This window comes from Xanthomonas sp. NCPPB 2866, assembly GCF_041475745.2.
Classification (GTDB): domain Bacteria; phylum Pseudomonadota; class Gammaproteobacteria; order Xanthomonadales; family Xanthomonadaceae; genus Xanthomonas; species Xanthomonas arboricola.
Genome location: NZ_CM192975.1, coordinates 3,887,194 through 3,899,244, shown reverse-complemented (window position 1 = coordinate 3,899,244; position 12,051 = coordinate 3,887,194). Strand labels below are relative to the sequence as shown.

Sequence of the window (12,051 nt, the reverse complement as noted above, 5' to 3'; positions counted from 1 at the left end):
CCGAAGCCAGCCCGCGGCCGACCAGGCCTGGGTCAGCGTTGCGCGATAAGGCTAGAACTGCACCTGCGCGCGCAGCTCCATCACATGCGGGGTTTCATGCACGCCGTTGCGCGTGGCATCCACCCAGCTGTAGTTGGCCTGCATCTTGAAGTGGCTGGTGAGGTACCAGTTGGCGCCGATGGTGGTGTCGTGCTGGCGGCCGCCGCTGACGCGGTTGTCTTCCAGATCCAGGCGGCTGTAGCGGGCGGTCAGCTCGACCGCGCCGTAGTCGTGCGCCGGCTTGATGTTGCCCGGTACGCCGCCGGCATAGCTGCGCGACTCGCCGGTCAGCGTCCAGGTGCCATAGAGGTATTGGCCCTGCGCGATGTAATGCGGCAGGTTGTCGTTACGCGCCACCTCGGCGCGCAGCGCTTCGCTCTGCAGCGAGAACGGGCCGTGGATCCACACCGCTTCCACGCCGGCGCGGATCACGTGGTCCACATCGAGAATGGTGCCGGTGTCGATCAGACGCACGTCGGTCAGGCCGGCTTCCGGGCGGGCACGCAGGCGCACGCGCGGGCTGAACGACACGCCGCGGCCGTCGCTGAAGCCGCGCGGGTTTTCCACCGAACCGGCCAGGCCCAGGTGCAGCACGTTGCCTTCGGCCTTGAACGGGGTCCAGGCGGCATGCACGGCCTGGGTGGTGCCCGGGTTGTCGCCCTGCAGGTCCTTGCCGCCGTAGGCGCCGGCCTGCAGCAGGTACTGCTGGCGCTCCAGCGTCCATTCCACGCCGGTACGACGGCCCTGGAACACCGCCTGGATCGGCAGGCCCAGTTCCATGAAGCTGCCCGCACGCGAGCTCTGCACCGCTTCCAGACCCACTGGCACCTTCATGTAGCCCATCCGCACGCGACCGTAGTCCTGGCCGAACAGCGCCTTGGTCTCGACGCGGAAGAACACGTCCAGCCACAGCTTGGACTCGAAGTCGAAATACACCATGGCGTCGTAGACGCCCTTCTTCTTGAGGGTGGCGCCGAATTCCTTGCGGCGGAAGTCGGTGCGGTCTTCCAGGCGGTCGTCTCCTGAGAAGTTGTTGTCGTCGTAGGCATAGTTGCCGGTCAGGCCGAGCTCGGTGCCATCCCCGAAGGTGTATTTGGTGGGCCAGTTTTCCAGCGAGGTGGCCGCATTGGCGGCAGCGGGCGCGGCGGCGATGGCCAACGCGAGAACGAGCGGATTGAGGCGCATAGGTGTGGTCTTCGGCAAGGAGAAGGGGCCGGGCGTCCTGCCATGGCGGTCGCACTGAACAGCTTCAGCAAGCGCGCAGGTTCCGGACGGCCAACAACACAGGAATCGGTGTCTGCGTTAAACGGAATTAACGGCCGGTGGTGGCGCGGCTGAAGTGTAAGGCGACGTTCAGCCCGGGGACAGTGCGTAGTACCAATGGGCTATCGGCTCGGGCTGTGACGTACGGCCAGAATGCCCGCACCGGGTACCTGCTCAGGCACCCTCTATGTTCCCTCGGAGTGGCGTCATGCACATCAGCAAGCCTGCCGGCCCCTTGCCGGCGCCCGTCCCGTTTTACCGTCAGCTGTATTTCCAGGTGGTGGTGGCGATCGTCCTGGGTGCCCTGCTGGGCCACTTCGAGCCGGCCTTCGCCGAAAGCCTGAAGCCGCTGGGCGATGCCTTCATCAAGCTGGTGAAGATGATCATCGCCCCGGTGATCTTCCTGACCATCGTCACCGGCATCGCCGGCATGACCCACCTCAAGACGGTGGGCCGGGTCTTCGCCAAGTCGATGACCTACTTCCTGTTCTTCTCCACGCTGGCGTTGATCGTGGGCATGATCGTGGCGCACGTGGTGCAGCCCGGCGCCGGCATGAACATCAACCCGGCCGAGCTGGACCAGAGCGCGGTCAACACCTACGTGCAGAAGTCGCACGAGCTGAGCCTGGTCGGCTTCCTGATGGACATCATCCCGGCCACGCTGGTCAGCGCGTTCGTCGATGGCAACATCCTGCAGGTGCTGTTCGTGGCGGTGCTGTTCGGGATCGCGCTGGCCCTGGTCGGCGAGCGTGGCCGCCCGGTGCTGAGCTTCCTGGAAGCGCTGACCGCGCCGGTGTTCCGCCTGGTGCACATGCTGATGAAGGCCGCGCCGATCGGTGCGTTCGGTGCGATCGCCTTCACCATCGGCAAGTACGGGGTGGAATCGCTGGTCAATCTGGCCTGGCTGGTGGGGTCGTTTTACCTGACCTCGCTGTTCTTCGTGCTGGTGATCCTGGGCATCGTGTGCCGGTTGTGCGGCTTTTCGGTGCTCAAGCTGATCCGCTACCTCAAGGCCGAACTGCTGCTGGTGCTGGGGACCTCCTCGTCGGAGTCGGCACTGCCGTCGCTGATGGAGAAGATGGAAAAGGCCGGCTGCGAGAAGTCGGTGGTGGGCCTGGTGGTGCCGACCGGCTACTCGTTCAATCTCGATGGCACCAACATCTACATGACCCTGGCCGCGTTGTTCATCGCCCAGGCCACCAATGTGGACCTGAGCCTGGGCCAGCAGATCACCCTGCTGGCGGTGGCAATGCTCAGCTCCAAGGGCGCGGCCGGCGTGACCGGCGCCGGCTTCATCACCCTGGCCGCCACGCTGTCGGTGGTGCCGGACGTGCCGGTGGCCGGCATGGCGCTGATCCTGGGCGTGGACCGCTTCATGAGCGAGTGCCGCTCGCTGACCAACTTCATCGGCAACGCGGTTGCCACCGTGGTGGTGTCGCGTTGGGAAAATGCGCTGGACCGCGACCAGCTCAAGCTGGTGCTGGATGGCGGCTCGCCGCCGCTGCAGGCACCGGTGGCCTCGACCGACGTCGTCGCCCCGATCAGCGCACGCTGATGCTTCCTACGGCCCTGTATTCCGTCGGCGCTGCCGGCGGGGTGCAGGGCCGTTTCCGCTTCCAGCCCACCCTGGCCGCCGCGCACGACGCGCTGCAGCCTGCGATCTTCCTGCCACGCCGACAGCTGCGCGACAGGCCCTTGTTCAGGCAGAAGGGTAGAATTCAGCCCTCCTGCGCCTTCGAGACCCACACAGCCGATGTCCAACGACGACTTCAAACAGGCCGCCCTCGACTACCACCGCCAGCAGCCGGCCGGCAAGATCAAGGTCACCGCGACCAAGCCGATGCTGACCCAGCGCGATCTGTCGCTGGCGTATTCGCCGGGCGTGGCCTTCGCCTGCGAGGCGATCGTCGAGGAACCCACCCAGGCCAGCGAGCTCACCGCGCGCGGTAATCTGGTGGCGGTGATCACCAACGGCACCGCGGTGCTGGGCCTGGGCAATATCGGTCCGCTGGCCTCCAAGCCGGTGATGGAAGGCAAGGGCGTGCTGTTCCAGAAGTTCGCCGGCATCGACGTGTTCGACATCGAGATCAACGAGAACGACCCGGACAAGCTGGTCGACATCATCGCCAGCCTGGAGCCGACCTTCGGCGGCATCAATCTGGAAGACATCAAGGCGCCGGAGTGCTTCATCGTCGAGCGCAAGCTGCGCGAGCGCATGAACATCCCGGTGTTCCATGACGACCAGCACGGCACCGCGATCATCGTCGGCGCCGCCGTGCTCAACGCGCTGGTGGTCACCGGCAAGAAGATCGAAGAGGTCAAGCTGGCCACCACCGGCATGGGCGCGGCCGGCATCTCCTGCGTCAACATGCTGGTCTCGCTGGGCCTGAAGCCGGAGAACATCCTGGCGCTGGACCGCGACGGCGTGATCCACACCGGCCGCACCGACCTGGACCCGGACAAGCAGCGCTACGCGCGCGACACCGACAAGCGCACCCTGGCCGAGATCGTCGAGGGTGCGGACATCTTCCTGGGCCTGTCGGCGGCCGGCATCCTCAAGCCGGAGATGGTCGCCAGCATGGCGCGCCAGCCGGTGATCTTCGCGCTGGCCAATCCCAACCCGGAAATCACCCCGGAAGCGGCCAAGGCGGTGCGTCCGGATTGCATCATCGGCACCGGCCGTTCGGACTACCCGAACCAGATCAACAACGTGCTGTGCTTCCCGTATCTGTTCCGCGGCGCGCTGGACGTGGGCGCCACCGGCATCAACGAGGAAATGAAGATCGCCTGCGTCAAGGCGATTGCGGCGATGGCGCGGCGCGAGGCCTCCGACCTGGGCGCGGCCTACGGCGGCGAGACCCCGAGCTTCGGCCCGGAATACCTGATTCCGCGTCCGCTGGACCCGCGCCTGCTGGTGGAGCTGTCGTCCGCCGTTGCGCAGGCGGCGATGGATTCGGGCGTGGCCACGCGCCCGATCACCGACATGGAGGCCTACCGCGACAAGCTCGGCCAGTTCGTCTACCGCACCAGCCTGATGATGAAGCCGGTCTATGACCGCGCGCGCGCCGACAAGCAGCGCGTGGTGTATGCCGAGGGCGAAGAGGAAGTGGTGCTGCGCGCGGTGCAGAACGTCGTCGACGAAGGCCTGGCGTTCCCGATCCTGATCGGCCGCCCGGACGTCATCGAGGCGCGCATCGAGCGCATGGGCCTGCGCCTGACCGCCGGAGTGGATTTCGAGATCACCAACATCCTCGACGATCCCCGCTTCAACGAATACTGGCAGTACTACCACGCGCTCACCGAGCGTCGCGGCGTGACCGTCACCGCCGCCAAGGAACTGATGCGCTCGCGTCCGACCCTGATCGCGGCGGTGATGGTGGCGCGTGGCGAAGCCGATGCGATGCTGTCCGGCGTGGTCGGCCGCTTCCACAAGAAGCTGGGCTACGCACGCAGCGTGATTCCGCTGGAGCCGCGGGTGAGCTCCACCTCGGCGATGACCGGCGTGATCAACCAGCTGGGCGTGTTCTTCTTCCTGGACACGCATGTGCAGGAAGACCCCACCGTCGAGCAGGTGGTCGAAGCGACGCTGCAGGCTGCCTACCGCCTCAAGCTGTTCGGCATCGAGCCCAATATCGCGCTGCTGTCGCACTCCAACTTCGGCAGCCACGACTCGCGCGATGCGCTGAAGATGCGCCAGGTGCGCGAAGCCCTGCTCAAGCGAAAGCCCGAGCTCAACATCGACGGCGAAATGCAGGGCGACACCGCCTGGGACGAGGCGCTGCGCAAGCAGATCATGCCCAACAGCACGCTCAAGGGCCGCGCCAACCTGTTCGTGCTGCCGAACCTGGAAGCGGCCAACATCGCCTACAACCTGGTACGCGTGTTCACCGACGGCGTGGCGATCGGCCCGATCCTGATGGGCATCTCCAAGCCGGTGCACATCCTCACCACCAGCGCCACCTCGCGCCGGGTGATGAACATGACCGCGATTGCGGCGGTGGATGCGCAGATCCGCCGGCAGCGCGATGCCGAGAAGACCGCCAGCGAAAAAAATAGCGATTGAGATTCCCCCACCGGGAAACATCAAAGACCGATCCGCTAGCGGCACCCCGCGTGCCGCGCCAACGCCCCTCTCCCATCGGGGCGACAAGGCACTGCTTGCGCGCCACTGGCACGCGTGCCTTGAAGCGCCCGCGCCGCAAGCGCGGGCCGGCGCGCGGAGCGGGGGTTGGGGTGAGGGGACGATCACCAGCGCTGCTGACGTTGCAGTAAAACCCCGCTCCGGCAGCCCCCGTGTAACTCCGTCGATCGCGTGAGCGGGTGCCTGCATCCTGCAGTCGCCTGCCTGCAGAAAGCAGCGCGATCAGCGATGCGAGACCGGCGCCTCAACGCGCCGCAGGCTCAGCCCCCAGCAACTCGATCTCCGCCAGCTGCAGTTTCGCAGGTGCGCTGAATCGCAGCCGATACTCGGCATATGCACCCGGGGAGGCAATGCGAAACGGCCGCGTCTGCAATGGCCAGTCAAACGTTTCCTCGCGGCGCTGATCGACCACCTTCCACGCACCATCGGCCGTCCGCGCTTCCAGCGTCCATCCGCTTGCCGCAATCGCCGCGTTGCCGCTGGTCAGCGTGTAGAGCGTCGGCGTGCCGCGCGCCATGCCGCTGAACGTCAGTGCCGATGCCGATGCAACTGCAGCGACCGTCCCGGCATCGTCGTCATGCAGTGCCGGGACATCGCCACCATCGGCCAGGGTGATGCGCGCCGTGTCTCCGAGCACATCGCGCAAGGGGGCAGGACGTTCACCCGCAGGCGTCAGCGATGGCGGCGCATCGTCCGGCCCGGTGCCCCAGCGCGAGGGCGTCGGCCCCATGACGAAGTCCAGCGTCGCACCCCTGGCGATGTCTGCATGCGGCAACCAGGTCTTGCGCCAGGGCTTGCCGTTGACCTTGAGCGATTGCACGTACACGTTTTGCGGCGAATTCTGCAGCGCATTGACCGTCAGCGTCCCGCCGTTCGGCAAACGCAGGCTGGCGTGCGTGAACAGCGGCGAGCCGATCACATAGGCCGGCGTACCCATGCGCAACGGATACAAGCCCATCGCTGCGAACAGATACCACGCCGACATTTCGCCATTGTCCTCATCGCCGGGGTAGCCCTGGCCGATCTCGCTGCCCAGGTACAGGCGCGCCAGGATCTCGCGGGTCAGGCGTTGCGTCTTCCACGGCTGCCCGGCGTACAGGTACATCCACGGGATATGGTGCGCGGTCTGGTTGCTGTGCGCGTACATGCCCATGCGCACGTCGCGCGCTTCGGTCATTTCGTGGATGGTGGAGCCGTAAGAGCCGGCGAACCTGGCCTCGGCGGTCTCGGGGGTGGCGAAGAACGTATCCAGCTTCGCTGCCAGACCGGCGCGTCCTCCATACAACGCGGCCAGGCCTTGCCCATCGTGCGGTGCGGTGAACGCAAACGTCCAGCCGCTGGATTCGGTGTAATCGTGGCCCCAGACGCGCGGATCGTACTGTGCCGCGTCCACGCGCCAGGTGCCGTCCGGGGTGCGGCCCTGGAAGAACCCGATCGCCGGATCGAACAGTGCCGAATAGCCTGCCGCGCGGTGACGGAAATACAAAGCCTCGGTCGCGTAACGCTCGCGCGCCGTGGCTGTTTTCGCCTGCGTGGCCAGCGCATCGGCCATGTTGGCGATACCGAAGTCGTTGAGTGCGCCTTCCATCGACCACGACATGCCTTCGTGGGTGTCGGTATCGGCATAACCGCGAAAGGTCGAACGCGCCATGCCCTTGCGGCCGACATGCCTGTCGGGCGCCACCACGGTGGCGTTCTTGCGTGCGGCAACATACGCCTCGAGCGGATCGAAGCCCTGCACGCCCTTGAGCCAGGCATCGGCAAAGGCCACGTCGGAACTGGTGCCGACCATCAGATCGGCATAGCCGGGCGACGACCAGCGCGCCACCCAGCCGCCCGCGCGCGACTGCTCCAGAAAGCCTTGCACCAGCGCACCGGCATCGTCGGGCGCGAACAAGGCGTACGCCGGCCACGCGGTGCGAAAGGTGTCCCACAAGCCGTTGTTGACATAGACCCGGCCATTGCGGATCGGCGCAAAGCTGCGCACCGCGCTGGCATCGATGTTGTCGTCCGACCAACTGCTCTGGCTCGCGTAACGCCAGTCCGGTGCGCTGGCGCTGCCGACGTTCTCATGGCCGGAGTTGGGATACAGGTGCAGGCGGTACAGGTTGGAGTACAGCGTGGTCTTCTGGTCGGCGCTGGCATCGGGCACCTCCAGGCGTCCCAGCAACGCATCCCAGGCGTCCTGCGCACGCGCGGCAACCTGCTCGAATGTCGCCTGCGGCGCGATTTCCAGGGCCAGGTTGTGCCTGGCCTGATCCAGCGAGATCAGCGAGGTGGCAATGCGCATCTGCACCTGCCGGGTGCTGCCGGCATCGAACTTGATCCAGCCGGTGGGCCGGCCGGTATCGCTCAGGCCGCTGGTTTTCCACGGCGTGTCGAAGCTGGCATAGACATACATGCGCGTGGCCCCGGTCGATAGCCCGCTACGCACATCGGTGTAGCCGGAGAGCGTCTGTGTTGCCGCATCCAGGCGCAGCGCGCCGCGCGCGTCCACATTGTCGAACACCAGATTGGCATCACCCTGCACCGGGAAGCGAAAGCGGAACAGCGCGGCATGGTCGGCCGGTGCGATCTCGGCCTGGATCCCGTTGTCCAACTGCAGCGCGTAGCGATAGGGACGCGCAGTTTCATTGGCGTGCGAAAACGCCAGTGCACGTTGTTTGCGATCGGCTGGCGGCACGCCGGCGGCCAACGACGGCATCACCTGAAAGGTCTGGCGGTCGCCCATCCACGGGCTGGGCTGATGGCTGAGCGACAAGGCCTGCAGGCGTGGGCGATTGTCTGCATCGTTGTGTTCGTTCCAGCGATACAGCCAGGTCAGCGTGCCCGCATCGGTCACCGGCGTCCAGAAGTTGAAGCCATGCGGCACGGCCGTTGCAGGGAAATTATTGCCACGCGAGAACGTGCCATTGGATTGCGTGCCGCGCGTGGTCAGCACCCAATCCGACGGACGCGTTGCCGGCGTCAGCGGCACCTCGGCAAGCGCGATGTCGTCGATCCAACCGGCACTGGTCGCGCCTGCGGGCGGCGCAACGTCCAGCTCGATCGCACGCACACGGCGGCCACGCAGGCCGGGCACGTCGCCCAGCCGCACCGCCTTGCGTGCCCATTGCTGCGGATACAGCGTCTTCGACTCGCCTTGCGCCTGCGCAGCTGGCGCGACGCCATGCTGATCCCGCGCAGCGCTGGCAGACACGCGCGTGCCGTCGTCCAGCAGCAGATCCAGTGACACGTAGGTCGATGCCGCATGCTCGCCGCCCACACTCTCCGGCAATACCAGCCACGACAGCGTCGTATCGGCACCGATCGGGACATCGGCGGTAAACAGGGTGCGCCGCCCACCTGCAGCATGACTTTGATACCGCAATGCATGCGCACCGCTGTAGCCGGCGTTGGGCTTGGCCGCATACGGCGCGGCCGGGCCGGTACCGATGGCAATCTGCACATCGCCTGCCGCCGCGCTCACCGGCAACGGCTGCCCGGGCTCGAACGAACTCGAAAACTCAATCGCCGCGCTCACCGACAGCGGCGCAGCGCAGCCCAGGGCGACAACCAGCCGGAGCCACAGCTCACGCGGGTGCAACAGCACAACAGACGAGGTCACGTGGCGATGTCTCCTTAGGGTGCGATGCCGCAGGGCAGGTCCGGCCGAGTGCTGCGGGCGATCCGGACACGGGGCGCAGGCACGGGGCGGTGCGCCATGGTCAGGCGATGATAAGCGCGATGTCCGGGTGGGGTGGCGCTGCCGTGCCTGTAGGGGGCCAGGCTCTGGCGGATCTTTAGCATCTCTCGAGGTTGCCGGCGCCCGCGCTGGCGCCGAGACCATCGCCACCCGAACCGGCATCGCCCGCTCAATGGGCCGATCACCACGCAGGCTGCTAGAATCCGCGCTCTGCCTTTGCCTCTACGATCGTGCCGCCATGAGCCAGACCGCCACCGCGCCCGCCAATGCCGAATCGCGCTACACCGTGCATCGCAGCGATCTGCCGCTGAGCTGCCCGACACCGCAGATGGCGTTGTGGAACTCGCATCCGCGCGTATACCTGCCGATCGAAGACGAGCCCAACTGCGAAGCCAAGTGCCCGTACTGCGGCGCACTGTTCGTGCTCGCCGACTGATCCTGGCCGGATGCACCGCCTGACCGTGGTGCAACTGCTGCCGGCGCTGCAGTCCGGCGGCGTCGAGCGCTCCACCCTGGAAATCGCCGCTGCGCTGGTGCGCGCCGGCCACCGCGCGGTGGTGGTGTCGGCCGGCGGTCGCCTGGTCCAGCCGCTGCTAGAGGCCGGTGGCGAACATCTCACCCTGGATATCGGGCGCAAGTCGCTGCTGACCTTGCGCCATGTGGTCGGCCTGCGCCGGCTGTTCGCCGAACTGGGCGCCGACATCGTGCATGCGCGTTCGCGCCTGCCGGCCTGGCTGGGCTGGTACGCGTTGCGCGGCATGCCGCAGGCCACGCGGCCGCGCTTTGTCACCACCGTGCACGGGCTCAACTCGCCCAGCCGCTACAGCGCGGTGATGACCTACGGCGAGCGGGTGATCTGCGTGTCGCAGACGGTGCGCGAGTACGTCTGCACGCACTATCCGCAGACCGACAGCGCGCGCTTGCGCACGATACCGCGCGGTGTCGATATCGCGCAGTTTCCGCGTCGCCCGCATCCGGATCGCCGCGCGCGCACCTGGGCACAGAGCATGCTGCCCGGCCTGCCGGCCGATGCGCCACTGCTGCTGCTGCCCGGGCGCGGTACCCGGCTGAAGGGGCACACCGACGGTCTGCAACTGCTCGCCGACGTGCGCGCTGCGGGCGTGCCGGCCTGGTTGTGGCTGCCAGGCGCGCGCGAGCCGGGCCGCGAAACCTATCTGCGCGAGCTGGAAGCCGAGGCCACCAGGCTGGGCGTGGCCGAAGCGATCGCCTTCACCGAACCCACCACACGCATCGCCGAGGCCTACGCCGCCAGCGATCTGGTGCTGCAGCTGTCGCGCAAACCCGAGGCCTTCGGCCGCACCGTGGTGGAGGCCTTGTCGGTAGGCCGGCCAGTGCTGGGGTGGGCGCATGGCGGCGTCGGCGAGCTGCTGGCCGAGTTGCAACCCGGCGGCGCGGTGCCGGCCTTCGATGCCGCTGCCTTGCGCACCCAGGCGCTTCATTTGTTGCAGCAGGCGCCGACAGCGCCCGCCGTGCTTCCCTACACGTTGCAGGCCATGCAAGCGGCCACCCTGAAGGTCTATGACGAACTCCGCCGCTGAGGCCATCCCTCCCGCGTCCGTGCTGACGCCCGATGCCGGTCGCTGGGCGCCGCTGTGGGTAATCCTGTTCGTGGCCCTGTGGCCCACGCCTGGGCTGGCCGAGACGGTGTTGTCGCTGGGCGCGCTGTTTGCGGCGTATCGCCTGCTGCATGCGCGCTTCCGCGGCGGCACCCGGCTGCTCAGCGGTGCGGCCTGGGCGCTGACCAGTGTGTTGTTCTTCGCGTACTGGTTGCCGCAGATGCTGTCGGCGTTCGATGCGGTGGACGTGGGCCGCGCGCTGCGCAAGTCGGCCACCGATCTGCGCTATCTGCCTTTCATGTGGTTGTGCGCGATCGCGGTGGCCAATGCGCAGCGGCGTCGGCGCACCTTCACCGGCCTGGCAGTGATCGGCGCGGTGTGGACGCTGGATGCGCTGCTGCAGGCCGCGTTCGGCAACAGCCCGTTGTTCTTCGGCCTGGATCAGATCAAGCAGCTGATCAGCGGGCACGGCCTGTGCACGCCGCAGGAGCTGGCCCTGGTCGACCGCCTCAGCGGCGTGCTGGGGCCGTGCAACCTCAAGTTCGGCCAGACCCTGGCCAGCCTGTCGCCCTTCCTGTTACTGGCACTGGGGCGGCGCCATGCCTGGGCCTGGGCAGGCGCTGCGGCGGCGGTCGGGGTGGTGTTGGTGCTGGCCGGTTCGCGGGCGTCGTGGATCACCTATGGCGTGATCGTGCTGCTGTCCGGCTGGCAGTTGCTGGGTGGCCGTCGCCTGCTGGGAGTGGCGCTGATCGGCGCGCTGCTGGCGGCCGGCGTGGTGGCGGTGGCGCCGCAGGCGCGCGAGCGGATCCAGCGCACCGCCCTGGCCTTTAGCGATGGCGAGCAGGGCGTCGACCAGGCCCTGTCCGGGCGTGCGCAGATCTGGGGCGCGGCGCTGTGCATGATCCGCGCGCATCCGCTCAATGGCGTGGGCGCACGCGGATTTCGGCAGGCGTATCCGGCCTGCAATCCGGCCCCCGCGCAGGCGCCGGCATGGGGCGACGGGCCGGCCTTCCATGCGCATCAGATCGTGCTGGAAATCCTGGCCGAAACCGGGGTGATCGGCTTGCTGCTGTGGCTGGCCGGTGCGGCCCAGGCCTGGCGCGCGTGGCGCTACTCCAGCCTGGCTGCGCGCGCGCAGGCACGCCCGGCAATGATCGCGCTGGTGGCAACCGTGTTCCCGCTCAATACGCATCTGGCGTTCTATTCCAGCTTCTGGGGCGGGCTGAGCCTGATGCTGGCCGGCTTGTATGCCGGTGCCTTGCTCAACGACGACGCAGATCAGCCCCCGCCGCGCTGACCCGCCGCACATCCGTGCGCTGCTGCGGCTGCACGCAGCGCAGGCGTGA

The 12,051-nt window shown here is 67.4% G+C and carries 7 protein-coding genes; 5 read left to right on the top strand and 2 right to left on the bottom strand.

The features are described 5' to 3' along the window. Positions 1-51 precede the first annotated feature (51 nt). A complete protein-coding gene (locus tag ACCQ04_RS16525; protein WP_016902551.1) occupies positions 52-1,224 on the bottom strand; it encodes an OprO/OprP family phosphate-selective porin in 1,173 nt (390 codons plus the stop codon). A 286-nt stretch (positions 1,225-1,510) separates the two neighbouring features. Between ACCQ04_RS16525 and ACCQ04_RS16520 the strand changes: the two genes are divergently transcribed. Both ACCQ04_RS16520 and ACCQ04_RS16515 read left to right on the top strand, forming a co-directional pair. Further along, the gene (locus ACCQ04_RS16520; protein WP_016902552.1) at positions 1,511-2,857 is read left to right on the top strand and encodes a dicarboxylate/amino acid:cation symporter; all 1,347 of its coding nucleotides are present in this window, start codon (positions 1,511-1,513) and stop codon (positions 2,855-2,857) included. 198 nt (positions 2,858-3,055) lie between these two features. Beyond that, a complete protein-coding gene (locus tag ACCQ04_RS16515; RefSeq protein ID WP_024938976.1) occupies positions 3,056-5,365 on the top strand; it encodes an NADP-dependent malic enzyme in 2,310 nt (769 codons plus the stop codon). A gap of 322 nt (positions 5,366-5,687) precedes the next feature. Here ACCQ04_RS16515 and ACCQ04_RS16510 read toward each other — a convergent pair whose 3' ends face one another. Further along, complete coding sequence (locus tag ACCQ04_RS16510) at positions 5,688-9,050, bottom strand: GH92 family glycosyl hydrolase (protein ID WP_372358567.1); 3,363 nt, start codon at positions 9,048-9,050, stop codon at positions 5,688-5,690. Positions 9,051-9,366: 316 nt separating this feature from the next. Between ACCQ04_RS16510 and ACCQ04_RS16505 the strand changes: the two genes are divergently transcribed. Genes ACCQ04_RS16505 through ACCQ04_RS16495 form a run of 3 tightly spaced genes read left to right on the top strand, consistent with a single transcriptional unit; the run spans position 9,367 to position 12,002 of the window. After that, the gene (locus tag ACCQ04_RS16505) at positions 9,367-9,564 is read left to right on the top strand and encodes a zinc-finger domain-containing protein (protein ID WP_016902555.1); all 198 of its coding nucleotides are present in this window, start codon (positions 9,367-9,369) and stop codon (positions 9,562-9,564) included. Positions 9,565-9,574: 10 nt separating this feature from the next. After that, on the top strand, positions 9,575-10,687 hold the full coding sequence (locus ACCQ04_RS16500; RefSeq protein WP_372358566.1) for a glycosyltransferase: 1,113 nt from the start codon (positions 9,575-9,577) through the stop codon (positions 10,685-10,687). Beyond that, positions 10,668-12,002 (top strand): O-antigen ligase family protein, encoded by a 1,335-nt coding sequence (locus ACCQ04_RS16495; protein ID WP_102251310.1) that lies wholly within the window; start codon positions 10,668-10,670, stop codon positions 12,000-12,002. The genes ACCQ04_RS16500 and ACCQ04_RS16495 overlap by 20 nt, the downstream gene beginning before the upstream one ends. Positions 12,003-12,051: the final 49 nt, after the last annotated feature.

Excerpts from the sequence above, each read along its gene's own strand:
- ACCQ04_RS16495 (WP_102251310.1), top strand. The coding sequence starts at position 10,668 with ATGACGAACTCCGCCGCTGAGGCCATCCCTCCCGCGTCCGTGCTGACG.
- ACCQ04_RS16520 (WP_016902552.1), top strand. The coding sequence starts at position 1,511 with ATGCACATCAGCAAGCCTGCCGGCCCCTTGCCGGCGCCCGTCCCGTTT.
- ACCQ04_RS16525 (WP_016902551.1), bottom strand. The coding sequence starts at position 1,224 with ATGCGCCTCAATCCGCTCGTTCTCGCGTTGGCCATCGCCGCCGCGCCC.
- ACCQ04_RS16500 (WP_372358566.1), top strand. The coding sequence starts at position 9,575 with ATGCACCGCCTGACCGTGGTGCAACTGCTGCCGGCGCTGCAGTCCGGC.
- ACCQ04_RS16515 (WP_024938976.1), top strand. The coding sequence starts at position 3,056 with ATGTCCAACGACGACTTCAAACAGGCCGCCCTCGACTACCACCGCCAG.
- ACCQ04_RS16505 (WP_016902555.1), top strand. The coding sequence starts at position 9,367 with ATGAGCCAGACCGCCACCGCGCCCGCCAATGCCGAATCGCGCTACACC.